The sequence below is a fragment of the Ruegeria sp. CI8 genome, from assembly GCF_056536865.1.
In genome coordinates this window covers 445,248-470,356 of the sequence record NZ_JBQFQL010000001.1, presented here as the reverse complement: position 1 = coordinate 470,356, position 25,109 = coordinate 445,248, and the positions used below count along the sequence as shown (strand labels likewise).

Here is a 25,109-nt window from a genome sequence, read left to right as displayed (position 1 = left end):
TCACGCACCTTCGATGCCGTCAAGGAACTGCATCGGATCGAAATCCTCGGGCAGTTCGTCCAACCAGTCTTCGGTGGCGGCCAGTTCCTCGGCCTCGTATGTCTCGGGCTTCCAGATCTGGAACGTGTCGCCCGCGGCGATAAAGAACGCCTCGCCCTCCAGCCCGATCTTGTTGCGCAGCTTGGCCGGCAACACCAGGCGACCCGTTTCATCGACATTGGTCGGGAAAGACTGCCCGTGGAACAGGCGCTGCAACATCTTGCGCTGCATCGAGCCGCGCGGCAGCGCGTCGATCTTGGCGTCGACCTCGTCGATCGCCTCCATAGTATAGCATTCAAGGTATTTGCGGCGGTGGTCACCGTAAACGATCACCAGTTCAGGATTGTCACCGGGCTGCCAGTTGGGGTCCGAGGCCTCGAGCACACGGCGAAACGAGGCCGGGATCGACACCCTGCCCTTCGCGTCCACCTTGTGGTGGCTTTCACCTCTAAACCTGCGCGCCAAGACGACTGTCCCTTTCGCTTGCGCCCCACCTACGTCTTCCCCCGGATGAAAAACGGCGGGTTGATCTGCTGCCACTGATCAACCCGCCGCATTGACCCGCTTTGCGGGATGTCCAGCTGCGCGCGCCACCTGGGGGGATGTCTGCTCGCCCGCGCGCCGGATCTCTTGAGTGATGAAAGCGAGATGCCTGTATGAAACCTGTTTATTTTTGGTTCGGGGTCGTTTGGCGCCCCATGTGCCTCGTCCTCATCGGATGAATAAGGGATGCCATGGGAATTCATGGAAATCAATGAGATTTTTTCCCAAGAAGGTTAGATTCGGAAAGCTACAGCAGGAGAAATTCTTACGAAAACATGAAAAATGACCACAGATAGACACCGAGCAATATTTAAACACAACATATAGACAGATTCCGCGCGGCCAAAATTTTCCCACGATTTCCCACATTTCTTGCATGATAACCCTGATTCCACCCAACACCCCTCACCTTTTCGACCAAATGGCGCCGAATCACCCTGCGATCCAGGCCGAACCCGAGAGAGACCGCCCCGGATTTCCCACCAATTCCCGCCATTCCCACAAAGTCCCATGACCCCGCCCAAATCGGGAGTTGGGCCAGACGCACAAAAATCGCGCAGTCCTGAACCGCACAAATTCCACGTTTACGCGCGCAAATTTTCATCAAAATGATGGGCGGCCGCCAGGCCCGAGCAATACCCCGCGGTTCGCGCTAACGAAAATTTCCATATTTTAAAGGCATATTTACGGGTGTCGGGATTCCGGCAGTCAATCTATGCACTTGCTGCATAGCAGCATTGATCCTGTCCGGTATTGTGCAATCGCAGCATTTGCCTATCTTCAGTCTCAAGCAAGCGCCGGAACATAGCGGCGGCAACGACAGATGATTGGGTAACGAACATGGCAGTCGCAAGCACCAACAGCGCACACAAAAGCGCATCGACATTTGGTTTCGCCTCTCTGATCGAAACCATGAAGACCCGTATCGCACGCTATCGCGTGTACCGCCAGACGGTGAACGAACTGTCAGAACTGTCGGACCGCGAGCTGGCCGATCTGGGCCTGCACCGTTCGATGATCCGTCGCCTGGCCATGCAGGCCGCCGAAGAACAATTCGCGCGCTGAGCGCCACGAAACACCGAGATCAGGTCCACTCCTCCTCCCATAGGACCTGTATTTCAGCGGCAGCATCTCTCCTCCTCCCTGATGCTGCCGCACCCTATACCGGCCTCAACCTGCCGGATGCTGATACATCGGGGCTCTCCTCCTCCCTGCTCTGATGTTGAAAGCGCGCGGTGGCATCTTCCTCCTCCCTGATGCCACCGCGCCCTTCAAATACCGGGCCAGACCCGGAAACGCATACATCGGGTTCTCCTCCTCCCTTCCCGATGTGAAAAGAGCGCGGTGGCACCCTTCCTCCTCCCTGGTGTCACCGCGCGCTTCAGATACCGGGGAAAACCCGGGTTCGGATACATCGGGGCTCTCCTCCTCCCTGCTCTGATGTTGACAAGAACGGCGGTTCCCTCCTCCTCCCTGGGAACCGCCGTTTATTTTCATTCGGCATGAAAAAGGCGCCACGGGCAGGACCGGGCGCCAAACAAAAAAGTCGAGCATGTGCCGGGAGGCACATTCCGCTGGATCAGAACGGCACGTCGTCTTTTGCGGATAGATACTGTGCGACGACCTTCTTGGTTCCGGCCTTGTCGAACTCGACCTCGACCTTGTCCCCCTCGATCCCGACCACGCCGCCATAGCCGAACTTCTGGTGGAACACCCGCTCGCCCAGGGTAAAGCTGGCCACGGCGGTCGCGTCGATCACGGTGTTGCGGGATTCACGCGGCTGCGACATGCCGTATTGCCCCTGCCGCGCCTGCATCCGTTTCCAGCCGGGCGAGTTGTAGACATTGGCCTGCGCCGCGCGGGTCTCGATGCCTGCCGACATCTGGCCACCGCCATAGAGGCCCGGAGGTGTCAGAACCTCGACATGATCCTCGGGCAATTCGTCGATGAAGCGCGAGGGCATCGCGTTCTGCCACTGCCCGAACACCCGCCGGTTGGCGGCGAAGGAAATGGTGCAGACCTCTTCGGCGCGGGTGATGCCCACATAGGCCAGCCGCCGTTCTTCCTCGAGCCCCTTGAGGCCGGTTTCGTCCATCGACCGTTGCGACGGGAAAAGACCGTCCTCCCATCCCGGCAGGAACACGGCCGGGAATTCCAGCCCCTTGGCCGCGTGCAGGGTCATGATCGAGACCTTGGGCCCGCCGCTGTCCTGTTCGTTGTCCATCACCAGGCTGACATGCTCCAGGAACCCTTGCAGGTTCTCGAAATTGTCCAGCTGGTTGACCAGTTCCTTCAGGTTTTCCAGACGGCCCGGCGCCTCGGGCGTCTTGTCGTTTTGCCAGTGGGCGGTATAGCCGGATTCGTCGAGCACGATCTGCGCCAGTTCGATATGCGACACCTCGGGCGGGCCATAGCGCACGGGCGCGGTTCCGTCGTCGATGACCGCATCATCCTCGATCTCGATCCGCGGGCCGCGGGTCATCGCGTTCCAGCGCGCCAGCCCTTCGACCAGCTCGCGCAGAGCTGCGCCGCCCTTGCCCTTGATCAGCCCTTGCTCCACAGCGATCCGCGCGCCCTGAACCAGCGAAACGCCATGTTCGCGCGCGGTGCGCTGGATCGTCTGCTGCGCCTTGTCTCCAAGGCCGCGCTTGGGAGTGTTCACGATCCGCTCGAAGGCCAGATCATCCTCGGGGGAAACCACCAGCCGGAAATAGGCCATGGCATCGCGGATCTCCATCCGTTCATAGAATCGCGGGCCGCCGATCACCTTGTAGGGCAGGCCGATGGTCAGGAACCGGTCCTCGAAAGCGCGCATCTGGTGACTGGCGCGCACGAGGATGGCCATTTCGTCCAGGTTCATCGGCCGCACGCCGCGGGTGCCGCCCTGCATGGCGTCGATCTCCTCGCCGATCCAGCGGGCCTCCTCCTCACCATCCCAGTGGCCGATCAGGCGGACCTTTTCGCCCTCGGGCTTGTCGGTCCACAACTCCTTTCCCAGACGGCTTTCATTGCCGCGGATCACGTTCGAGGCGGCGGCCAGGATATGCGGGGTCGAGCGATAGTTCTGCTCCAGCCGCACCACATGGGCGCCGGGAAAGTCTTTCTCAAAACGCAGGATGTTGCCTACCTCGGCCCCGCGCCAGCCATAGATCGACTGGTCGTCGTCGCCCACGCAGCAGATGTTCTTGTGCCCGCCCGCCAACAGCCGCAGCCACAGGTATTGGGCGATGTTGGTGTCCTGGTATTCGTCCACCAAGATGTAGCGGAACCAGCGCTGGTATTGCTCCAGCACGTCCGAGTGGGTCTGGAAGATGGTGACCATGTGCAACAGCAGGTCGCCGAAATCCACCGCGTTCAACTCGCGCAGGCGGGTCTGGTATTGAGCGTAAAGCTCGACGCCCTTGTTGTTGTAGGCCCCGGCATCGGCGGCGGGCACCTTGTCGGGCGTCAGGGCGCGGTTCTTCCAGTCGTCGATGATGCCGGCCAGCATCCGCGCAGGCCAGCGCTTGTCGTCGATATTGGCGGCCTGCACCAACTGCTTGAGCAATCGCAGCTGGTCGTCGGTATCCAGAATGGTGAAGTTCGACTTCAGCCCCGCCAGTTCGGCATGGCGGCGCAGCAGCTTGACGCAGATCGAGTGGAAGGTGCCCAGCCACGGCATCCCCTCGGCGGGCTGGCCCAGCAGGCGGCCGACCCGTTCCTTCATCTCGCGCGCGGCCTTGTTGGTGAAGGTCACGGCGAGGATCTCGTTCGGGCGGGCCCGCCCGGTGTTCAGCAGATGCGCAATGCGGGTGGTCAGGGCCTTGGTCTTGCCGGTGCCCGCCCCGGCCAGCATCAGGATCGGGCCATCCAACAGCTCGACCGCCTCGCGCTGCGCCGGGTTCAGGTCATCCAGATAGGGCATCGGGCGCGCGGCCATGGCGCGGGCCGACAGCGAGGCGCCTTCGAAGGCGTCATTTTCATCGAAACTGCTCATGCGCCCAAACTAAGCCGGAAGCGCGCCAAGGGAAAGGGTTTGTTCACGGCTTGTTCGCACGGTTTTGCGAATTTCTTTCGTAGCGATGGTTGAGCCGTCAGGTGCGGGCTGCATCCGACTGAAACCCTTGCCGAATCGCGCGGCAGGTCGGATCAATCTGCATGGACCTGCACAGCACCTATCCGGGCATCGAGGATCTGAAGCGCCGCGCACGCCGTCGGTTGCCGCGCTTTGTCTGGGATTATGTCGACAGCGGCACCGGGGCCGAGACCGCGCTGAAACGCAACCGGGCGGCGCTGGACCGCATCGGGTTTCTGCCCGCCATCCTGAAAGGCCCGCTGGAATTCGACACCAGCACCCGCTTTCTGGGGCGCGACCATCCGCTGCCCTTCGGCATGGCTCCGATCGGGATGTGCGGGCTAGTCTGGCCTGGGGCCGAGGTGCTGATGGCGCGCGCCGCCGCGCAGGCGGGCATTCCGTATGTTCTGTCCACCGTCGCCAGCCAAAGCCCCGAGGACATGGCCCCGCATATCGGACCCGACGCCTGGTTCCAGCTGTACCCGCCCAAGGACCCGGAGATTCGCGCCGACCTGCTGTCCCGCGCCCGGTCCGCCGGGTTCGGCACGCTGGTGCTGACCGTCGATGTGCCCGTGGCCTCGCGCCGGGAACGGCAAACCCGCTCGGGCCTGACCCATCCGCCGCGCCTGACGCCGCGCCTGCTGGCGCAGATCGCCGCCCGTCCGGCCTGGGCCTGGGGCATGGCGCGTCACGGCAAGCCCCGGATGCGCACGCTGGACAAATATATCGACGGCACCGCCAATCTGCCGCCCACGGCGCATATCGGGTACCTGCTCAGGACCTCTCCGGGCATGGATTACGTCAAGTGGCTGCGCGACCACTGGCAGGGGCCGTTCATCATAAAGGGCGTGCTGCGCCCCGAGGATGCCGAGCGGCTGAAACAGGCTGGGATCGACGCGCTTTGGGTCTCGAATCACGGCGGCCGCCAGTTCGATGGCGCGCCGGCCAGCATCGACATGCTGCCCGCCATCCGCGCCGCGACCGACCTGCCGCTGATCTTCGACAGCGGTGTTTCGGGCGGGCTGGACATTCTGCGGGCGCGCGCCTTGGGCGCCGATCTGGTCATGCTGGGGCGGGCGTTCCTCTATGGCGTTGCAGCATTGGGCGCGCGCGGACCGACCCATGTCATTGATATTCTGCGACAGGACATGCTTGCAAATATGGGACAATTGGGTGCCGCAACGCTAAAAGATCTGCCGGATGTTAACGCAAACATTGATGCCGCGATGCAGCATGTGCCATAAAACGCCGCAATAGGCGGCGTTTGCGAGCGATAACATGCCGGTTCTACCCAGAACTACAGATATATCTGCGCGTAATCTCGGTCTATTAACACGGCCAAATGCAAAAGACCGGGACTTGCCATGACTGACTTCAAGAAAATCCTGATCGCCAACAGGGGTGAGATTGCCATTCGCGTGATGCGCGCCGCGAACGAGATGGGCAAACGCACCGTTGCCGTCTATGCCGAGGAGGACAAGCTGGGCCTGCACCGGTTCAAGGCGGACGAGGCGTATCGCATCGGCGAGGGTCTGGGCCCGGTCGCGGCCTATCTGTCGATCGACGAGATCATCCGCGTCGCCAAGGAAAGCGGCGCTGACGCCATCCACCCGGGCTATGGCCTGCTGTCGGAAAACCCCGATTTCGTGGATGCCTGCGTGCAGAACGGTATCACCTTCATCGGCCCCAAGGCCGAAACCATGCGCGCCCTGGGCGACAAGGCCAGCGCACGCAAGGTGGCGATTGCCGCCGGTGTGCCGGTGATCCCGGCGACCGAAGTGCTGGGCGATGACATGGACGCGATCCGCAAGGAAGCGGCCGAGATCGGCTATCCGCTGATGCTCAAAGCGTCCTGGGGCGGCGGCGGCCGGGGGATGCGCCCGATCTATTCCGAAGACGAGTTGGAAGAAAAGGTTCTGGAAGGCCGCCGCGAGGCCGAGGCCGCATTCGGCAATGGTGAGGGCTATCTGGAAAAGATGATCACCCGCGCCCGCCATGTCGAGGTGCAGATCCTGGGCGACAAGCATGGGCAGATCTATCACCTGTATGAACGCGACTGCTCGGTTCAGCGCCGCAATCAGAAAGTCGTGGAACGCGCCCCTGCCCCCTATCTGACCGAAGAACAACGCGCCGAGATCTGCGATCTGGGCCGCCGCATCTGTGCGCATGTGAACTATGAATGCGCCGGCACGGTCGAATTCCTGATGGATATGGAGACCGGCAAGTTCTATTTCATCGAGGTGAATCCGCGCGTCCAGGTCGAACACACCGTGACCGAAGAAGTCACCGGCATCGACATCGTGCAGGCGCAGATCCTGATCGCCGAGGGTAAGACCCTGGCCGAGGCCACCGGCAAGGCCAGCCAGGACGAAATCCGCCTGAACGGCCACGCGCTGCAGACCCGCGTCACCACCGAAGACCCGCTCAACAACTTCATCCCCGACTATGGGCGCATCACGGCCTATCGCTCGGCCACGGGCATGGGCATCCGGCTGGATGGCGGCACGGCCTATGCCGGCGGGGTGATCACGCGGTATTACGACTCGCTGCTGACCAAGGTCACCGCCTGGGCGCCGACGCCGGAAAAGGCGATTGCCCGGATGGACCGCGCCCTGCGCGAGTTCCGCGTGCGCGGTGTTTCCACCAACATCGCCTTCGTCGAGAACCTGCTGAAGCATCCGACCTTTCTGTCGAACGAATACACCACCAAGTTCATCGACGAGACGCCCGAGCTGTTCCAGTTCAAGAAGCGCCGCGACCGGGGCACCAAGGTTCTGACCTATATCGCCGACATCACGGTCAACGGGCACCCCGAGACCAAGGATCGCCCGCGCCCGCGTGCCGATCTGAAAGAACCCAAGCCCCCCGCGCCCAAGGCCGAACCGCTGATGGGCACGCGCAACCTGCTGGAGCAGAAGGGCCCGCAGGCTGTGGCCGATTGGATGAAGGCCCAGCGCCAGTTGCTGATCACTGACACCACCATGCGCGACGGGCACCAGTCGCTGCTGGCGACCCGGATGCGCTCGATCGACATGATCCGCGTCGCACCCAGCTATGCCGCGAACCTGCCGCAGCTGTTCAGCGTTGAATGCTGGGGCGGGGCGACCTTCGACGTGGCCTATCGTTTCCTGCAGGAATGCCCCTGGCAGCGCCTGCGCGACCTGCGCGAGGCCATGCCCAACCTGATGACCCAGATGCTGCTGCGCGGCGCCAACGGGGTAGGCTATACCAACTATCCCGACAACGTGGTGCAGGAATTCGTGCGCCAGGCCGCGCAGAACATCGACGTGTTCCGCGTCTTCGACTCGCTCAACTGGGTCGAGAACATGCGCGTGGCGATGGATGCGGTGATCGAGAACGGCAAGATCTGCGAAGGCACCGTCTGCTACACCGGCGACATCATGGACCCGGACCGGGCCAAGTATGACCTGAAATACTATGTCGGCATGGCCAAGAAACTGCGCGACGCCGGCGCCCATGTTCTGGGCCTCAAGGACATGGCCGGCCTGCTGAAACCCGCCGCCGCGCGGGTGCTGATCCGCGCATTGAAGGAGGAGGTCGGCCTGCCGATCCATTTCCACACCCACGACACCGCCGGTATCGCCAGCGCCACCATCCTGGCCGCCAGCGAGGCGGGCGTGGACGTGGTGGATTGCGCGATGGACAGCTTCTCGGGCAACACCAGCCAGGCGACGCTGGGCACCGTGGTCGAGGCCCTGCGCCACACCGATCGGGACACCGGGTTGGACGTGAAGGCGATCCGCGAAATCAGCGACTATTTCGAGGCGGTGCGCGGCCAGTACGCGGCCTTCGAATCCGGTCTGCAGGCCCCCGCCTCCGAGGTCTATCTGCACGAGATGCCGGGCGGCCAGTTCACCAACCTCAAGGCGCAGGCGCGCTCGATGGGGTTGGAGGAACGCTGGCACGAGGTGGCGCAGATGTATGCGGACGTGAACCAGATGTTCGGTGACATCGTCAAGGTGACGCCGTCCTCGAAAGTGGTGGGCGATATGGCGCTGATGATGGTCAGCCAGGGCCTGACCCGCCAGCAGGTCGAGGATCCCTCGACCGACGTGGCCTTCCCCGATTCAGTCATCGACATGATGCGCGGCAATCTGGGCCAGCCTCCGGGCGGTTTTCCCGAGACGATCGTGACCAAGGTGCTGAAAGGCGAAAAGCCGAACACCGAACGGCCGGGCAAAGACGTGCCTCCGGTTGATTTGGAGGCCACCCGCGCGGAGCTCTCGAAACAGCTGGAAGGCATGGAGGTCGATGACGAGGACCTGAACGGATACCTGATGTATCCAAAGGTGTTCCTGGACTACATGGGCCGTCACCGGATCTATGGCCCGGTACGCACCCTGCCCACCCGCACCTTCTTTTACGGAATGGAGCCGGGAGAGGAGATCTCGGCCGAGATCGACCCGGGCAAAACGCTGGAAATCCGCTGCCAGGCCATTGGGGAGACGGACGAGAATGGCGAGGTCAAAGTGTTCTTTGAACTCAATGGCCAACCGCGCGTCATCCGCGTTCCCAACCGCCTTGTGCAAGCTTCGACCGCCCAGCGCCCTAAGGCCGAGGTCGGAAACGCCAACCATGTCGGCGCGCCAATGCCGGGCGTGGTTTCGACTGTCGCCGTCACCGCCGGGCAGGAGGTCAAAGAAGGCGACCTTCTGCTGACGATCGAAGCCATGAAAATGGAAACCGGCATCCATGCCGAACGCGACGCAACCGTGAAGGCGGTGCATGTCCAGCCCGGCGGCCAGATCGACGCCAAGGATCTTTTGGTCGAGTTGGAATAAAACCGTTAAAACACAGAAAGGCGCGCCATCAGGCGCGCCTTTTTTCATCCGAGCGGGCTAGTTCAACCGTCGCTGGACTCCGCGACAGGCTGTTGCGGCAACTGTTCCGGCGTGCTGTCAATCGAAACCTCTTCCTCGATTGGCGCTGGCAAGCCCAACAAATCGTGCAGTTCATGAAGAGCCGGATCGGACAAGTCACGGCCACCGGTCAAGGTATCAAGTGCTTCCTGCGGATCATCCGCCCCTGCCAAGGCTTCTTCGGCTTCGGTCACAGCCTGCTCCGCTTCGGCCACGGCATCCTCGTATTTGTCCTGTGCGGTGATGCCCTCGGCTGCTTCTTCTTCAGTTGGCGCAAATTGGTCCTCGATCTCCGCTTCGGTCAGACCTTCCAGTTCGGACAATTCCTTTTCGCGCATTTCAAGCTCCTCTGTCGCGCCAGAGAAACCAAGTATACTCTGCTGATAGCTGTAGAGCTTGCCCGGCATGCTGTTCGGGGCCGCATTCATCAGGGCAGTCTGGCTGGCGTGCGCGGCATTCAAGCCCTTGAGCTCGGACGCGATTTTGCCGTGCTTGATTGGTTTGACATACGGCTCCTCGACAACTGCCGCCGCTACCCGCGCTTTACGGATCGGCTTCTCGACTTTCTTTTTTCCAGTGAAGAATTCGTCGAGTTTGGCTGCAAAACCGTTCTGCCCTTTGGTCCGTGATGTAGTTTTGGTGTTCTTTCGTTGTGCCTTTGGTTTAGCGAGACCGAGACCGGCGAGAAAACCCTTGCCCTGGCCGGACCCACCCTTCGTGCTGCGCGCAGATCCTCCGAGGCTGGCACTGGATTTTTCGGCGCTTTTGCCATTTCCGTTGCCGCCACCGTTACTATTTCCGTTTCCACCACCGTTACCATTTCCGCCTCCATTGCCATTCCCGTTCTTGGCTATGGCGATATCTGGCGTAGCCAACACCGCAACGAAGCTAACTGCCCCGGTCAGCAACAAAGATGTCGCCACAACCCGTGACATAGAAATAAACCAGTGCATGCCAATCCCCTCTTAGGTATCCAAATACTTGCGCCAACCGGCACAAGTTTGAGCAGAAATTTCGCATTATGCATATACTAGTTATCGAATACGGCAAAATTTGGCCTTCGAACGAAACCGCTGTTATCCACTCAGTTCGAGAGAATTGACCTCGGGCGGCAGTTTGAAAATGTCATTAACTTCATAGGCTTGCTCGTTTCTCAACTGACCTGCAAAGAGGCTCAGAAGCATGGCTCCGACCAACGCAGTCAGTTTTATGTTCTCAACCTTGTTCATCCCTCCGTCTCCACCGTTGTCAATATCCGTGGCTGTAGGTTTCAACGGCTCAGCACACCTGTTCCGTCGCAATTTTTTTTCCGGCCAAGTGCGTTTTTCCTCTTGCAGCTTTCCGCCAGAATTTATAGTTCACGCCTCACTCGACGGCGCGGGCGTAGCTCAGGGGTAGAGCATAACCTTGCCAAGGTTAGGGTCGTGAGTTCGAATCTCATCGCCCGCTCCAACGAGGACCGAAAGGTCGCACAAGATATCTGATTGCGGGCGTAGCTCAGGGGTAGAGCATAACCTTGCCAAGGTTAGGGTCGTGAGTTCGAATCTCATCGCCCGCTCCAGATATCCACCTTCCCACAACAAGCACTGGCGGATCGGTCGGTCCTGCGCCATTCTGTTCTGACATGCAGCAGTCAGATGGATGCCCCGATGTCAGACTACCAAATTCGCACGCTGACCGCCGAAGAACTGCGCCACGCAGTGGATTGGGCCGGGCGCGAGGGCTGGAACCCGGGTCATGAGGACGCAATCTGTTTCCGCTCGACCGACCCCAACGGATTTCTGGGCGGGTTTCTGGATGGCGAGATGATCGCCTCGGTTTCAGCCGTGAACTACGACGACGCGTTTTCGTTTCTGGGTTTCTATATCGTGCGGCCCGAGTTTCGCGGATCCGGTCATGGTCTGGAAATCGCCCAGCACGCCCTGGCGCATTGTACGGGGCGAAACATGGGTTTGGACGGGGTGGTCGAACAACAGGACAACTACCGCAAGTCGGGCTTTGTCTTCGCCTACAACAATTATCGGTTCTCCGGCACAGTGTCAGGCATCCTCTCCAGCCTACCCAAGACCAGTATCGAGGTTGCGCCCCTCGGTGGCCTGTCCGAAGACCTTCGCATCTATGACCGTGCCCTGTTCCCCGCGCATCGGGATGCCTTTCTGACGGAGTGGCTGAGCGCACCGGGCCACATCTCGCGTGTTTGTATCCAGAAAGGTCGCATCGCCGGGTATGCAACTCTGCGCTCCTGCCTGAATGGCTACAAGGTAGGGCCGCTGTTCGCCGACGATCCGGACATCGCGCAGGCGCTTCTGGCTGCGGTCCTGGCCGAAGTTCCCGCTGATCACCACAGTTCTGAGGTCTATGTCGACATGCCACAGCCCAACGCGGCGGCCTTTGCACTGGCTGACGCTTTGGGCCTGGAAAAAGTCTTTGAAACCGCTCGCATGTATTCCGACCACGAGCCGGATATCGACCTGAACCGCGTGTTCGGCGTGACGACGTTCGAACTTGGCTGAGCCTTAGAACGCCCTGAAGGTCATTGTTGTCAACGACCGTTCGATGTTCGGAATGACCAGAAGGTGTTCATTTATGAAATGGCCAACATCCTCGGTTTCGGGGATGTAAAGCTTGAGCAGCAGGTCATATTCACCACTGGTGGAGTAGAGTTCCGAGTGGATTTCGCGCAGAGCGATCTCTTCGGCCACCTTGTAGGTGGTGCCGGGCTTGCAGCGGATCTGGATGAAAACGCAGGTGGACATTTCGTGGCCTTGTTGCTTCCGTTTGGCGCAGGCTGGCACGCCCCGCGCCCGGGCGCAATCCCCTGCAACAGTTTGCTGCGATTGCAATGATCGGGCTGGATAAGGCCGCCCGTCCCCGTCTATAAGCGCCCCTGTAGCAAGAGGATTTCGCCAATGCGCACAGCTTCGATCAGCCGCAAGACCGCCGAGACCGCGATTACGGTCGAGGTCAACCTCGACGGCACCGGCACCTATGACAACCAGACCGGTGTGGGGTTCTTCGATCACATGCTGGACCAGCTGGCGCGGCATTCGCTGATCGACATGACGATCCGGGCCAAAGGCGATTATCACATCGACGACCACCACACGGTCGAGGACACCGGCATCGCGTTGGGTCAGGCGCTGACGCAGGCGCTGGGGGACAAGAAAGGCATCCGGCGGTATGGCGAGTGCCATCTGCCGATGGACGATGCGCAGGTGCGCTGCGCGCTGGACCTGTCGGGCCGACCGTTTCTGGTGTGGAACGTGGACCTGCCGACGCCCAAGATCGGCAGTTTCGACACCGAGTTGGTGCGCGAGTTCTTTCAGGCGCTGGCCACCCATGGCGGCATCACCCTTCATATCGACCAGTTGCACGGCTTCAACAGCCACCACATCGCCGAAGCGGCGTTCAAGGCCGTCGCCCGCGCCCTGCGTCATGCGGTCGAGACCGACCCGCGCAAGGGGGATGCGATTCCGTCCACCAAGGGCGCGCTATAGATGCTGACCGCGATCATCGACTACGAAAGCGGCAACCTGCACTCGGCGGAAAAGGCGTTTCAACGCATGGCGCGCGAGCTGGACGCGGGTGAGGTCGTCGTGACCTCGGATGCCGATGTCGTCGCGCGCGCCGACCGGCTGGTGCTGCCCGGCGACGGCGCCTTTCCCGCCTGCGCGGCCGAGCTGCGCGGGCACAGGGGCATCCACGATGCGATGGTCGAAGCGGTCGAGCAGAAGGGCCGTCCGTTTCTGGGCATCTGCGTCGGCATGCAGCTGATGGCGACCACGGGCCGCGAATATACCGACACGCCGGGCCTGAATTGGGTGACCGGGGACGTGGTGCGGATCGAGCCCGAAGACCGGGCGCTGAAGGTTCCGCATATGGGGTGGAACGATCTGGTGATCGAGAGCGAGCACCCGGTGTTCAACGGCGTCGCCTCAGGCGATCACGTCTATTTCGTCCACTCCTACCATTTTCGCGTCGCCAATCCGGCGCAACGCCTGGCCCATGTGGACTATGGAGGGCCGGTCACGGCCGTGATCGGCCGCGACACGATGATCGGGATGCAGTTTCACCCTGAAAAAAGCCAGGATGTGGGCCTGCGGATGATCGGGAACTTCCTGACCTGGGCCCCCTGACCGGTTACTGCACGCGGGTCCAGGTCTGACCGCGACAGATCAGGCCGCCCGCGACGCAACCCTTGACCGTCAGCTTGTTCTGACCGTCCAGCGACATCTTGGAATTGTAGGTTTTGTCCCGGTCCGGCGCCCAGATCTTGCCGCCGCTATAGCTGCCGCCGCCATCCGATACCATGTCCCAGATGATGTTCTTGCCCAGGTTCTCGTAGTTCAGCTGCTGGTTTCCGTCCTTGTCGAAGGCGCTGTCGATGGTGCCGCAAACGGCGCTACCGCAGGGCCCGATCGAGACGTGCAGATATCCGCCGGTATCCCCCGGCTGGGTTTTCCAAAGCCCGTTGACCGGGTCATCCGCGCGCGCGCCGGTGGCCAAGGTGACAAGTGCAGCCGCAGCGGCCAGAGCAAGTTTGTTCATGGTATCCTCCCTGTTTTGCAGGCAGTCTGACCGCCGGCACCCGTTCGGGCAAGATTGACTTTGCGTCGCGTTGCATCCCCTGCCCCGCCTGTGCCATATCCCGCGCCAGTACCAGTCACGAAAAGGCCGCCCGACATGATCCTCTATCCCGCAATCGACCTGAAAGACGGCCAGGCCGTACGCCTTCTGCGCGGCGAGATGGACAAGGCCACGGTCTTCAACGAAGACCCCGCGGCCCAGGCCCGCGCCTTTGTCGAGGCCGGCTGCGAATGGCTGCATCTGGTGGACCTGAACGGCGCTTTCGCCGGGGAACCCGTGAACGCCGCCCCGGTCGAGGCGATCCTGAAATCCTGCAACGTGCCGGCCCAGCTGGGCGGCGGCATCCGCGACATGGCCACCATCGAGACCTGGCTGGACAAAGGGCTGGCCCGAGTGATTCTGGGTACGGTTGCGGTGGAAAACCCCGATCTGGTCCGTCAGGCGGCCAAGGCCTTTCCCGGCCAGGTCGCCGTCGGGATCGACGCGCGCAATGGGCGCGTCGCCACCAAGGGCTGGGCCGAGGAAACCGACGTGATGGTGACCGACCTGGCGCGCAGCTTCGAAGACGCGGGCGTGGCGGCGATCATCTACACCGACATCAACCGCGACGGCGCGATGCAAGGCCCCAATGTTGAGGCTACGGCCGATTTGGCCCGGGCAGTCTCGATCCCGGTGATCGCCAGCGGCGGGGTCAGCTCGCTGGACGACCTGATAGCCCTGCGCGACTGCGGCGCAAACCTGAACGGCGCGATTTCAGGCCGCGCACTCTACGACGGCGCGCTGGATCTGCGCGACGCCCTCGCGGCGTTGAAGTGTTAGTCTATTGCAAGGGGTCCGCAAACAGGTTCTGCCCGAGCAGTCTGAATTGTGGTCGTTGTACACTCCGGGTGATTTCGTTGATGGGTACTCGGTCCAAAGCGACCTTGCACCGTTTGACGCAATGAAAATCGGTCTGACCATGCCGGGGTGGGTGAAGATCCTGATGGGGATCCGGAACGCAATCGTTGCCCCATTCGGTTTGAAAGGCGGCAAGCACTTGAACAACGACAATGGCTCGCCCGACGCAGGCACCGGCGCGATTTTTCCGTTGACCTACAGGGATAAGACAGAGGTCATCGTGGGAATCGATGACCGCCATCTGGATTTCCGCATCGCCGTGCATCGCGACAAAGACCGCATAGTCATGGCAACCTGGGTGCGGACTCACAATCGTTTGGGACGGATCTATCTGACGGTGATCATGCCCTTTCACATTCTGATCGTACGCAATTGCATGAAACGGATCGCGCGCGCCTCTCAGGTATGACGCCGATCAGTTGGCTGCGGCACTCGTCAGCTTGCTCAACGCACCGCGCATCTTGTCGATCACCGGGGAATTTTCCACCGCATCAAGCTCGTCCATGGTTTCCTTGGGATCCTCGTAGGCCAACCAGACCTGGCCGTCGGCATCCTCATAGGCTTGCACCTTGAGCGGAAGGAACAATCCCGCACGCGGGTCGATCTGCATGGCGGGCGTTCCCAGAGCCGGGTTTCCGAAGATCAAAACCTGATTGGGCGGTATCGTCATGTCGACCTTGTGCGCACCGGCCGCGTGGTCAACGCGGGCAAATACGGTCGCGCCTGCATTTTCGACGGCGGCCTGCAGCGCGTCGATGGCCTCGGTCACGGATTTGTCGGTGGGAACCTTGATGATGTCGTCGGCCATCGCCCACGTCGCACCGGACAGAATGAAAGCGGTTGTAAGAAACAAGTTGCGCATGGTTTTCACCTCCTGCTGAAATCCGCTTCAGTTTCACGAGGTTCCGGGCGCAGGACAATCACAACTCTGGCATCGGCGGGGCTTTGCCGGTAGAGGTGCGGCAACAAAGGACAAACCATGCTGAAAACCCGCATCATTCCCTGTCTGGATGTCGCCGATGGCCGCGTGGTCAAGGGCGTGAATTTCGTGGGCCTGCGCGACGCGGGCGATCCGGTGGAATCGGCCAAGGCCTATGACGCCGCCGGCGCTGACGAGATCTGCTTTCTCGACATCCACGCCACCCACGAAAACCGCGGCACCATGTTCGACGTGGTTCAGCGCACGGCCGAGCAGTGCTTCGTACCGCTGACGGTGGGTGGCGGCGTGCGCACCAAGGAAGACGTGCGCGCGCTGTTGCTGGCGGGGGCCGACAAGGTCAGCTTCAACTCGGCCGCCGTGGCCGACCCCGACGTGATCGCCGAGGCTGCCGACCAGTTCGGCAGCCAGTGCATCGTCTGCGCCATCGACGCCAAAACCGTCAGCCCCGGCAAATGGGAGATCTTCACCCACGGCGGACGCAAACCCACCGGCATCGACGCGGTAGAGTTCGCCAAGACCGTCGTCGCCAAGGGGGCGGGTGAGATTCTGCTGACTTCGATGGACCGCGACGGCACCAAGGCGGGGTTCAACATTCCGCTGACGCGCGCCATCTCGGATGCGGTCGACGTGCCGGTGATCGCCTCGGGCGGCGTGGGCAATCTGGATCATTTGGTCGAAGGCGTGACCGAAGGCGGAGCCAGCGCGGTGCTTGCGGCCTCGATCTTTCACTTCGGCGAATACACGATCCGCGAGGCCAAAGAGCACATGGCATCCGCGGGTATCCCCATGAGGCTGACATGAGCATACTGAACGAGCTGGCCGCCACGATCGCATCCCGCAAGGGCGCGGACCCCGAATCAAGCTGGACCGCCAAGCTGCTGTCCAAAGGCCCCGAGAAATGCGCCGAGAAGTTCGGCGAAGAGGCCGTGGAGGCGATCATCGAAGCCGTCAAGGGTGACCGCGACCGGCTGACATCCGAGGCCGCCGATGTGCTGTATCACCTGCTGGTCATGCTGGCCGCGCGCGACGTGGCGCTGGAAGACGTTCTGGCCGAGCTTGCCAGGCGGCAGGGCACCAGCGGCATCGCCGAAAAGGCCGCACGCGACCGGGGCTGAGACCCGGCTTTCACCAATAGCGTCCGCGCCCTATACTGATTGATCGAAGCGCCTGCCGGGCGCAGGGGCGACGAGGGACACAGGCATGTTCAAACCCATGATCTGGGCACTGACGACGCTGGCCATTCTGGGGCTTGGCGCATGCTCATCCGCGCCGCCCGCTCGCAGCGACGACGTCGCGCGGCTTGCAGCCCAGATCCAGGCGCTGGGGCCCGAGGTCGACCCGGAAGAGGCCCAGCGCGCGGCCCGCGTCACCTATGCCTATACCGCGCAGCTGGCGCAGGAATACCAGATCACAGACCCCCCTCTGATCCATAACGCCAAGGTCAACAAAGGGCTGCGCCCGCGCGGGCTGTGCTGGCACTGGGCCGAAGACATCGAACGGCGCTTGAAGCAGGAGAACTTTCGCACGCTGACCCTGCACCGCGCGATCGCCAACGCCGACAACCCGTTCCGAATCGATCACAGCACGGCAATAATCAGCCGACGCGGTGATTCGATGTACGACGGTGTCGTTCTGGACCCATGGCGCTATGGAGGGGTCCTGTTTTGGAGTCCATTGCGCGAGGACACGCGCTATGAATGGGTCCCGCGCGACATCGTGCTGGAGAAACGGCGGCAAGAGCAGCTTGCGGAAATCAACGCCGTTGCGGTGAACTGAGCAGTCAGAGTTTTGATGAGATGATGCCGGTGGCGAACCCGCCCATGCGCAGCTCGCCGAACAGGCGCTGATATTCGATCTTGGGGCAGCGATTCATGACGACATCGACACCGCGCGCCTGCGCCACCGCGGCGGCCTCGGCGTTTTCAACACCGATCTGCATCCAGATCGTGCGCAGGTCGGGAAATGCAGCCAGCGCTTCATCCACGATCGGAGGAACGGCTTCGGACCTGCGAAAAATATCTACCATGTCAACGGGTTCACTGATTTCGGACAACGAGGCCCGAACAGTTTCACCAAAAAGATCGGCTCCGGCATGGCCAGGATTGACCGGAATCACCCTGTACCCCTTGAGCGACAAGTAGCGCGCAACGTAATAGCTGGGCCGCACCGGGTTCATCGACACGCCAACGACCGCAACCACCTTGGTGCGTTTCAGGACGGATCTGAGGAAGTCATCGGAATACTCAGTCATGGCTGCAGCCTAGCCGTGACTTTGAAAGGAAAAAAGCGCCCAAGGATACCTTGGGCGCCAGTTGTTGGAACGAGGGACAGTGAAATGACCCGCGGCAGTTCCGTTCCGCGGTCACTGTGACATTTAGGCATGAGTTTCGGAAAAAAAAGAGGTCGCGCGCATTTTTGTGATGACACGAGTGGATAAGCGGGAATCTGCCTGTCAACCGTACAGGATCGCCGGCCAGTTTTTCTCGGCCTTCTGGATGAAGCCGGTCGTGTCCGTCAGCCACATCTTTTCGATCTCGAGGGAATGCGTCAGATACAGCCTGCCGCCTACGATCTTCCACGCCATCGGGTCCGTGCTGGTCAGCTCGCCATAGGCCATGGCATAGGCGCAATATCCGCCGAACCTCGGCGCGTAGGCACGCGGATTAAGTTCGAACGCCTCTCGGTTCTCCTGCGAGGCAAACCGCCAGGTAGCGCCCTTCCACATCACCGCAATGTCGGGTCGCCCTTGAACCGGGCCGCCATCTCGAAAATAGCTGACCGCGTCATAACCGGTAATGGCCGCACCTTTTGCGGAATAGAATACCGGGGCGGTCTGCGCCCGCAATGTCAGCGGACAAGCGATTGAAAAGGTAAGACCGGCAAGTACGGATCGTCGGGATAGCATCAGATTTCACGGGTTGTGTTTTACAGACGCTATAAGATGCAACTTTTGACGCGCCGCGAAACCCATTTGACGCAGTTGTGAAGGGTCGTGTCGGAAAGGGCTCAGTCGAACACGTCCTCGATCACATCCCAAGCTTCGTCCAGAACGCGCGAGAAAAGGCCTTTTTTCCTTTTCTTGTAGCTCTTCTTTTTGGGCTTTTGCATTGGAATGCTGTGTCGCGGCTGTGGATCCGAAGCCTTTTTTACAGGGATCATCTTCAGGTTATGCAGTGGGGCACCGCAACTGGAACAGCTGAGTTCGTGCCGCTGGCGCCCCTTGAGGACCAGCGCCGCGCGGGTTCCGCAGTAGCAGCACGTAGCAATCTTGGATGGGGCGGGAATGGGTCTCTCCTCTCAATGCGGCTGAGAAGCATATAGGGCAATCGCCCCGGCATTTGAGACGTTCAGCGATCCGAAACCGCCCGCTGCGTCAATTTTGACAAGCATATCCACCGTTTCCTTGGTCTTTTGCCGCAACCCCGGCCCCTCGGCGCCCAGAACCAGCGCAACCGGCCGATCGCGCTTGCCCTCCAAAGCGGCCTCGATGGTCTGTTCGGCCTCACCATCCAAGCCCAGAACCAGGAACCCCATATTCTGCAACTCGACGATCGCATCAGCCAGGTTACGCACCCGCAGATAGGGCTGGCGTTCCAACGCACCGCTGGCGGTCTTGGCCAGCGCACCGGTTTCCGGCGCCGAGTGGTGGCGCGTGCCGATGACCGCGCTGGCGCCAAGAACCTCGGCCGAGCGCAGAATCGCGCCCACATTGTGCGGATCGGTCACGCGGTCCAACAGCAGCACCCGAGGGTTTTCGCGCCCGATGCAATTCTCGGCCAGACAGCCCCATTCCAGCGGCTTGACTTCAAGCGCCGCGCCTTGGTGCACCGAGCCCGAGTCGATTGGCGCGTTGAATTTTCGCGGATCGACGAGCTCAGCCTGCATGCCCGATTCCGCGATCGCATCCGCCAGCTTGTCCTGCGCGTTGCGGGTCACGATCAGGCGCAGTTTCTGCCGTTTGGGGTTCATCAACGCATCACGCACGGCGTGCAATCCGAACAACCAAACGGTTTCGGAAGCCGCCGCATTGCGCGCCTGCTCTTTCTCGATCACCCACTTCGGTTTCTTCATTTTACTGGCCTCCGGGCCGGGAACAATGTTTCCTGCGCCAAAGCGGAAATTTCCTGTTGACGCTCCTTTTGAGCGCTAGTAATCACGCCTCCACGTCAGGTGCAACGCCTGACAGTGGGCGACAGGCCGCAAGGTGTGGCAGGGGACTGTAACTCCCTCGCGGAGACGCACGCCTGGTTCGATTCCAGGGTCGCCCACCATTTTCTTCCGCAAATCAGAACACAGATGGATATTGCACACCGGATTTGTCCAGGTGGTCCCTTGCGTTTGCCCTCGATTCTGCGAGGAAATTCAGGCAAAGGTTGAGTGCCCGGTGATCATGCGATGCCCCGAGCATCAACGGCCGGACATCGGACGGCGTGGGACTGGCGGTTGCGTCCTGACACCCGATGCTTGTATCGAAACGGGATTTTCTGACTCATCCTTTCCAATGAGCAGCTTAGCATCTTCCAATTCCAAAAATTTACAAATTCATAAATCAAAGAGTTCAAGAATTTACAAAATAATATTTCATTTCTAGGGACTTGTTGGGGAATTTTCATTCTGCCCCTCATACTTGCCCTGCGCAGGTTGCGTTTTACCCGACGGAAGAGGAGCCCGAGGGCGTAGCCTGCTAATTGGGAGGAATTCATGTCAAACAAATCTGTCACGCGTCGCGGCGTGCTGAAGTCTGGTGCCGTCACAAGCGCCGGTCTGGCATTGCCGACGATCTTCACGGCCTCGTCGGCCGCGGCTTATACCAACGAACCCACTGGCGGATCAGTCACGCTGGGCTTCAACGTGCCGCAGACCGGCCCCTATGCCGAAGAAGGCAATGACGAACTGCTGGCGCAGCAGCTGGCGGTCGAGCATCTGAATGGTGAAGGCGACGGCGGCTGCCTGAACACCTTCACGTCGAAGGCGCTGAAAGGGAACGGCATCCTTGGCAAGAAGGTCGAGTTCGTCACCGGCGACACGCAGACCAAGTCCGACGCTGCCCGTGCATCGGCCAAGTCGATGATCGAAAAAGACGGCGCGATCATGATCAACGGCGGCTCGTCCTCGGGCGTGGCCGTTGCGGTTCAGGGCCTCTGCCAGGAGGCGGGCGTGATCTTCATGGCCGGCCTGACCCACGCCAACGACACCACCGGCAAGGACAAGAAGGCGAACGGCTTCCGTCACTTCTTCAACGCCTACATGTCGGGTGCCGCTCTGGCGCCGGTGCTGGCCAAGGAAATGGGCACCGAACGCCGCGCCTATCACCTGACCGCCGACTACAACTGGGGTTGGACCCAGGAAGAGTCGATCGTGGCTTCGACCGAAGCGATGGGCTGGGAGACGGTCAACACTGTCAAGACCCCGCTGGCCTCGACCGACTTCTCGTCCTACATCGCGCCGGTTCTGAACTCGGGCGCGGACGTGCTGGTTCTGAACCACTACGGCGGCAACATGGTCAACTCGCTGACAAACGCGATCCAGTTCGGCCTGCTGGACAAGGTCGTAAACGGCAAGGACTTCAAGATCGTCGTTCCGCTGTACTCGGAACTGATGGCCGCCGGCGCTGGCGAGAACATCAAGGGCGTTCTGGGTTCGATGAACTGGAACTGGCAGCTGCAGGATGAGGGCACCAAGGCCTTCGTGAAGTCCTTCGGCGAGAAGTACGGCAAGCCGCCGTCGAACTCGGCTCAGACTTGCTATGCCCAGGTACTGCTGTACGCGGATGCCTGCGAGCGCGCAGGCACCTTCAACCCGTGCGGCGTGGTCGAAGCTCTCGAGGACTTCGAGTTCGACGGTCTGGGCAACGGCCCGACCTGGTATCGCGGTGCCGACCACCAGTGCTTCAAGGATGTGCTGGTCGTGCGCGGCAACGAAAACCCGACCAACGCCTATGACACGCTGGAGATCGTCGAGATCACTCCGCGGGCGCAGGTCGAGTACGATCCGGATCACCCGATGTTCGCCGGCGGCGAACTGGGCAAGTGCAACCCGGGCGCGTAACCCCGACACTCGGTTTTTCGCAAGAAAACCCCTGAGTCCTCAAAACGGCTCTCTCCGGTCAGACGACCGGGGAGAGCTGCCGGGACCAGTCAAAGGTAAGGACAATGGACGCAATCCTACTGCAAATTCTGAACGGGCTGGACAAGGGCTCGGCCTATGCGCTGATTGCGCTGGGGCTGACGCTGATCTTCGGCACGCTCGGCGTGGTGAACTTCGCCCACGGGGCCCTGTTCATGATCGGCGCCTTCTGTGCCGTCACGCTTCAGAAGATCTTCAACCTCAGCTACGAGGTGGTCGACGAGACCCAGACCGACTTTCTGGGCAACCCGCTGAAGGTGAAGACCCCCTATGTCGAAAGCTGGTTCGGCCCCGAGCTGGGCGCGACCATCATCGACTGGTCCGTGCCGCTGGCCATCCTGTTCGCCATCCCGATCATGCTGATGGTCGGCTACGTTATGGAACGCGGCCTGATCAAGCATTTCTACAAGCGTCCCCATGCAGATCAGATCCTTGTGACCTTCGGCCTGGCCATCGTTCTGCAAGAGATCATCAAGTATTTCTTCGGCGCCAACCCGATCCAGACCCCGCCGCCTGCGGCACTGAGCGGGTCCGTCGATCTTGGCGTTGCGCTGGGGTTCGATCCCAACGCGATCATCTATCCGATCTGGCGTCTGGTCTATTTCCTGTTCGCGGTCGTGATCATCGGGGGCGTGTTCTCGTTCCTGCAGTTCACCACCTTCGGCATGGTCGTGCGCGCCGGAATGGCCGACCGGGAAACCGTGGGCCTTCTGGGCATCAACATCGACCGACGGTTCACCATCATGTTCGGCATCGCAGCCGCCGTGGCTGGCCTCGCTGGCGTGATGTACGGGCCGCTGAACCCGCCCAACTATCACATGGGAATGGATTTCCTTGTGCTCAGCTTCGTGGTCGTCGTGGTCGGCGGCATGGGCTCGCTGCCCGGCGCGGTTCTGGCCGGGTTCCTTCTGGGCATCCTTGAAAGCTTTGCCTCGACCACCTGGGCGACCACCACGATCCCGGGCATCAACCAGATCATCATCTACCTTGTCGCCATCATCGTTCTTCTGACCCGTCCGCGGGGTCTGATGGGCCGCAAAGGCGTGATGGAGGAATAACCCATGCTGGGACTGAACAAAAAAGACACAAGCCTGCTGATCGTCGTCGCAATCCTGACGTTGCTGGCCCCCTTCATCCTGAACCCCTTCCCCACTGACAGCGCCATGGCGCAGTTCAACGCGGGCTATCCGGACCTGATGCAGCGGTTCGTGATCTTCGGCATCTTTGCCATCGGGTTCAACATCCTGTTCGGCCTGACCGGATACCTGTCCTTCGGCCACGCGGCTTTTCTTGGGGTGGGCTCTTACTCGGCAGTCTGGATGTTCAAACTTCTCAGCTACAACGTCATCCCGGCCATCGCGCTGAGCGTCGTGGTCGCCGGGCTGTTCTCGGTGCTGATCGGCTATGTCAGCCTTCGCCGGTCGGGGATCTACTTCTCGATCCTGACGCTGGCTTTCGCGCAGATGAGCTTTGCGCTGGCTTATTCGGTGCTGTCGAACCCCAAGTTCAACCTGACCAACGGGGAAACCGGCCTGCAGGTTTATGCCGACGACCCGCAGATCCTGCAGGGGGCCAATGCGCCCGATCTTCCGCATCTGTTCGGCCTGCCGATGCGCGCGACCTACACGATGGATGTGGGCGCGTGGAGCTTTGACTTCAACGCGGGCTACTACCTGTGTGCGGTGATCATGATGGTGGTGTTCTACCTGGCGATCCGAATCTTCCGCTCGCCCTTCGGCATGATGCTGCGGGCGGTGAAGTCGAACCAGCAGCGGATGAATTATACCGGGCTGAACTCCAAGCCCTACACGCTGGCCGCCTTCGTGATCTCGGGCATGTATGCCGGCCTGGCCGGTGGCCTGATGGCTGCGATGGACCCGCTGGCCGGCGCAGAACGGATGCAGTGGACCGCCTCGGGCGAGGTCGTGCTGATGACCATTCTGGGCGGCACCGGCACCCTGATTGGGCCGGTTTTGGGCGCGGGTTTCATCAAATATTTCGAGAACATCTTCTCGAAAATCAACGACAACGTGTTGCACAGCTGGTTCGCCTTCCTGCCTGATGGGCTTGAGGACGCGGTGGTGTTCATCATCCACCCGTTCATCGGCAAGGGCTGGCATCTGACCCTGGGCATCCTGTTCATGCTGGTGGTGATCTACCTGCCCGGCGGGCTGGTCGAGGGCGGTCAGCGGTTGCTGAACTGGATCCGCCGTAAAAGCGTTGGCGGGGATGACACCCGCGAAGGCAAAACCGAGCCGGCAGAATAAGGAAACGCGTCAATGGCAATTCTGAAAGTAAAAGATGTCAGCAAGCGCTTCGGCGGCCTCAAGGCCCTGACGGACGTGAACCTGAGCGTCGAGGAAAACTCGGTCCATGCAATCATCGGCCCCAACGGGGCGGGCAAGTCCACCCTGCTGAACTGCCTGGTGGGCAAGCTGATCCCGGATACCGGTTCGGTCTTGTTCGACAACCAGTCGGTGCTGGGGCGCGAGCCGTACCAGATCAACCAGATGGGCATCAGTCGGGTGTTCCAGACGCCCGAGATCTTTGGCGAATTGACTGTGATGGAAAACATGCTGATCCCGATCTTCGCGATGCGCGACGGGGCATTCCGCATGCACGCCTACGAAACCATCGCCAACGAAAAAGAGGTGGTCGAACAGGCCGAGGCCATGCTGGAAGAGATGAACATGGCCGACAAGCGGCACATGCACTCAGCCTCGCTGTCGCGCGGCGACAAGCGGCGGCTCGAGATCGGCATGTGCCTCAGCCAGAAGCCGCGCCTGCTGCTGCTGGACGAGCCCACAGCCGGGATGGCACGGGCCGACACCAACAACACCATCGACCTGCTGAAGCAGATCAAGGACGAGCGCGACATCACCATCGCGATCATCGAGCACGACATGCATGTGGTGTTCAGCCTGGCCGAGCGGATCACCGTTCTGGCGCAGGGCACGCCGCTGGTCGAGGACACCCCCGAAAACATCCGCGGAAACCCCAAGGTCCGAGAGGCCTATCTGGGCGAGGCGGCGTGAGGAAAAGC

25 protein-coding genes and 3 tRNA genes are annotated in these 25,109 nt (G+C 61.1%); 18 read left to right on the top strand and 10 right to left on the bottom strand.

What is annotated here, in order from left to right:
• Positions 1-504, bottom strand: coding sequence for a division/cell wall cluster transcriptional repressor MraZ (gene mraZ / locus ACR0DA_RS02325; RefSeq protein ID WP_093965061.1), 504 nt, complete (start codon positions 502-504; stop codon positions 1-3).
• Positions 505-1,422: 918 nt separating this feature from the next.
• Between mraZ and ACR0DA_RS02320 the strand changes: the two genes are divergently transcribed.
• Positions 1,423-1,647: a DUF1127 domain-containing protein gene (locus ACR0DA_RS02320; RefSeq protein WP_093964832.1), complete on the top strand. Its 225-nt coding sequence runs from the start codon at positions 1,423-1,425 to the stop codon at positions 1,645-1,647.
• A 514-nt stretch (positions 1,648-2,161) separates the two neighbouring features.
• Here the strand turns inward: ACR0DA_RS02320 and ACR0DA_RS02315 are convergent.
• On the bottom strand, positions 2,162-4,558 hold the full coding sequence (locus ACR0DA_RS02315) for an ATP-dependent helicase (RefSeq protein ID WP_480752813.1): 2,397 nt from the start codon (positions 4,556-4,558) through the stop codon (positions 2,162-2,164).
• A gap of 161 nt (positions 4,559-4,719) precedes the next feature.
• Here ACR0DA_RS02315 and ACR0DA_RS02310 point away from each other — a divergent pair, with 161 nt between their 5' ends.
• Together ACR0DA_RS02310 and ACR0DA_RS02305 are read left to right on the top strand one after the other, a co-directional pair.
• Positions 4,720-5,880: an alpha-hydroxy acid oxidase gene (locus tag ACR0DA_RS02310; protein ID WP_480752812.1), complete on the top strand. Its 1,161-nt coding sequence runs from the start codon at positions 4,720-4,722 to the stop codon at positions 5,878-5,880.
• 120 nt (positions 5,881-6,000) lie between these two features.
• Positions 6,001-9,438 carry a pyruvate carboxylase gene (locus ACR0DA_RS02305; protein WP_170598506.1) on the top strand — a complete coding sequence of 1,146 codons (3,438 nt, stop codon included), beginning with the start codon at positions 6,001-6,003 and terminating at the stop codon, positions 9,436-9,438.
• Between the two features lie 62 nt (positions 9,439-9,500).
• On the opposite strand, the gene ACR0DA_RS02300 is transcribed toward ACR0DA_RS02305, so the two are convergent.
• Positions 9,501-10,469 carry a hypothetical protein gene (locus ACR0DA_RS02300; RefSeq protein ID WP_480752811.1) on the bottom strand — a complete coding sequence of 323 codons (969 nt, stop codon included), beginning with the start codon at positions 10,467-10,469 and terminating at the stop codon, positions 9,501-9,503.
• 123 nt (positions 10,470-10,592) lie between these two features.
• Positions 10,593-10,745, bottom strand: coding sequence for a hypothetical protein (locus tag ACR0DA_RS02295; RefSeq protein ID WP_170340270.1), 153 nt, complete (start codon positions 10,743-10,745; stop codon positions 10,593-10,595).
• A 148-nt stretch (positions 10,746-10,893) separates the two neighbouring features.
• On the opposite strand from ACR0DA_RS02295, the gene ACR0DA_RS02290 reads away from it, so the two are divergent.
• From ACR0DA_RS02290 to ACR0DA_RS02280, 3 genes are all read left to right on the top strand, one after another.
• Positions 10,894-10,968 (top strand) — tRNA-Gly (locus tag ACR0DA_RS02290).
• Between the two features lie 34 nt (positions 10,969-11,002).
• Positions 11,003-11,077 (top strand) — tRNA-Gly (locus tag ACR0DA_RS02285).
• Between the two features lie 88 nt (positions 11,078-11,165).
• Complete coding sequence (locus tag ACR0DA_RS02280) at positions 11,166-12,029, top strand: GNAT family N-acetyltransferase (protein ID WP_170598509.1); 864 nt, start codon at positions 11,166-11,168, stop codon at positions 12,027-12,029.
• Between the two features lie 3 nt (positions 12,030-12,032).
• On the opposite strand, the gene ACR0DA_RS02275 is transcribed toward ACR0DA_RS02280, so the two are convergent.
• Positions 12,033-12,272, bottom strand: coding sequence for an Lrp/AsnC family transcriptional regulator (locus ACR0DA_RS02275; RefSeq protein ID WP_170357271.1), 240 nt, complete (start codon positions 12,270-12,272; stop codon positions 12,033-12,035).
• Positions 12,273-12,425: 153 nt separating this feature from the next.
• Here ACR0DA_RS02275 and hisB point away from each other — a divergent pair, with 153 nt between their 5' ends.
• Positions 12,426-13,013 carry an imidazoleglycerol-phosphate dehydratase HisB gene (gene hisB / locus ACR0DA_RS02270; protein ID WP_170357270.1) on the top strand — a complete coding sequence of 196 codons (588 nt, stop codon included), beginning with the start codon at positions 12,426-12,428 and terminating at the stop codon, positions 13,011-13,013.
• Positions 13,014-13,652 carry an imidazole glycerol phosphate synthase subunit HisH gene (gene hisH, locus ACR0DA_RS02265; protein ID WP_170369421.1) on the top strand — a complete coding sequence of 213 codons (639 nt, stop codon included), beginning with the start codon at positions 13,014-13,016 and terminating at the stop codon, positions 13,650-13,652.
• A 4-nt stretch (positions 13,653-13,656) separates the two neighbouring features.
• Here the strand turns inward: hisH and ACR0DA_RS02260 are convergent, their stop codons facing one another.
• Positions 13,657-14,064 (bottom strand): DUF2147 domain-containing protein, encoded by a 408-nt coding sequence (locus ACR0DA_RS02260; protein WP_480752809.1) that lies wholly within the window; start codon positions 14,062-14,064, stop codon positions 13,657-13,659.
• A 135-nt stretch (positions 14,065-14,199) separates the two neighbouring features.
• Between ACR0DA_RS02260 and hisA the strand changes: the two genes are divergently transcribed.
• Together hisA and ACR0DA_RS02250 are read left to right on the top strand one after the other, a co-directional pair.
• On the top strand, positions 14,200-14,922 hold the full coding sequence (hisA, locus tag ACR0DA_RS02255) for a 1-(5-phosphoribosyl)-5-[(5-phosphoribosylamino)methylideneamino]imidazole-4-carboxamide isomerase (RefSeq protein ID WP_170369425.1): 723 nt from the start codon (positions 14,200-14,202) through the stop codon (positions 14,920-14,922).
• A gap of 4 nt (positions 14,923-14,926) precedes the next feature.
• A complete protein-coding gene (locus ACR0DA_RS02250) occupies positions 14,927-15,409 on the top strand; it encodes a DUF2867 domain-containing protein (RefSeq protein ID WP_480752808.1) in 483 nt (160 codons plus the stop codon).
• A 6-nt stretch (positions 15,410-15,415) separates the two neighbouring features.
• Here the strand turns inward: ACR0DA_RS02250 and ACR0DA_RS02245 are convergent, their stop codons facing one another.
• Positions 15,416-15,862, bottom strand: a complete 447-nt coding sequence (locus tag ACR0DA_RS02245) for a DUF302 domain-containing protein (RefSeq protein ID WP_480752807.1) — start codon at positions 15,860-15,862, stop codon at positions 15,416-15,418.
• 117 nt (positions 15,863-15,979) lie between these two features.
• On the opposite strand from ACR0DA_RS02245, the gene hisF reads away from it, so the two are divergent.
• The 3 genes from hisF (at position 15,980) to ACR0DA_RS02230 (ending at position 17,716) form a co-directional block, all read left to right on the top strand.
• The gene (gene hisF / locus ACR0DA_RS02240; RefSeq protein WP_480752806.1) at positions 15,980-16,741 is read left to right on the top strand and encodes an imidazole glycerol phosphate synthase subunit HisF; all 762 of its coding nucleotides are present in this window, start codon (positions 15,980-15,982) and stop codon (positions 16,739-16,741) included.
• Complete coding sequence (locus ACR0DA_RS02235) at positions 16,738-17,055, top strand: phosphoribosyl-ATP diphosphatase (protein WP_170357264.1); 318 nt, start codon at positions 16,738-16,740, stop codon at positions 17,053-17,055. The genes hisF and ACR0DA_RS02235 overlap by 4 nt, the downstream gene beginning before the upstream one ends.
• 85 nt (positions 17,056-17,140) lie before the next feature.
• Positions 17,141-17,716, top strand: coding sequence for a hypothetical protein (locus tag ACR0DA_RS02230; RefSeq protein ID WP_480752805.1), 576 nt, complete (start codon positions 17,141-17,143; stop codon positions 17,714-17,716).
• 4 nt (positions 17,717-17,720) lie between these two features.
• Here ACR0DA_RS02230 and ACR0DA_RS02225 read toward each other — a convergent pair whose 3' ends face one another.
• From ACR0DA_RS02225 to rlmB, 3 genes are all read right to left on the bottom strand, one after another.
• Entirely contained in the window at positions 17,721-18,191 is a 471-nt protein-coding gene (locus tag ACR0DA_RS02225; protein WP_170390994.1) for a CoA-binding protein, read from the bottom strand.
• Between the two features lie 201 nt (positions 18,192-18,392).
• A complete protein-coding gene (locus tag ACR0DA_RS02220) occupies positions 18,393-18,845 on the bottom strand; it encodes a YHS domain-containing (seleno)protein (RefSeq protein WP_170365708.1) in 453 nt (150 codons plus the stop codon).
• 392 nt (positions 18,846-19,237) lie between these two features.
• Positions 19,238-20,011, bottom strand: a complete 774-nt coding sequence (gene rlmB, locus ACR0DA_RS02215) for a 23S rRNA (guanosine(2251)-2'-O)-methyltransferase RlmB (RefSeq protein ID WP_480752804.1) — start codon at positions 20,009-20,011, stop codon at positions 19,238-19,240.
• Between the two features lie 116 nt (positions 20,012-20,127).
• Here rlmB and ACR0DA_RS02210 point away from each other — a divergent pair.
• From ACR0DA_RS02210 to ACR0DA_RS02190, 5 genes are all read left to right on the top strand, one after another.
• Positions 20,128-20,211, top strand: a tRNA-Tyr gene (locus tag ACR0DA_RS02210).
• 430 nt (positions 20,212-20,641) lie between these two features.
• Positions 20,642-21,988 carry a substrate-binding protein gene (locus tag ACR0DA_RS02205; RefSeq protein ID WP_093964815.1) on the top strand — a complete coding sequence of 449 codons (1,347 nt, stop codon included), beginning with the start codon at positions 20,642-20,644 and terminating at the stop codon, positions 21,986-21,988.
• Between the two features lie 104 nt (positions 21,989-22,092).
• A complete protein-coding gene (locus ACR0DA_RS02200; protein WP_170340251.1) occupies positions 22,093-23,124 on the top strand; it encodes a branched-chain amino acid ABC transporter permease in 1,032 nt (343 codons plus the stop codon).
• Between the two features lie 3 nt (positions 23,125-23,127).
• On the top strand, positions 23,128-24,333 hold the full coding sequence (locus ACR0DA_RS02195) for a branched-chain amino acid ABC transporter permease (protein ID WP_093964813.1): 1,206 nt from the start codon (positions 23,128-23,130) through the stop codon (positions 24,331-24,333).
• Between the two features lie 12 nt (positions 24,334-24,345).
• Positions 24,346-25,101 (top strand): ABC transporter ATP-binding protein, encoded by a 756-nt coding sequence (locus ACR0DA_RS02190; RefSeq protein ID WP_093964812.1) that lies wholly within the window; start codon positions 24,346-24,348, stop codon positions 25,099-25,101.
• The last annotated feature ends 8 nt before the right edge of the window (positions 25,102-25,109 follow it).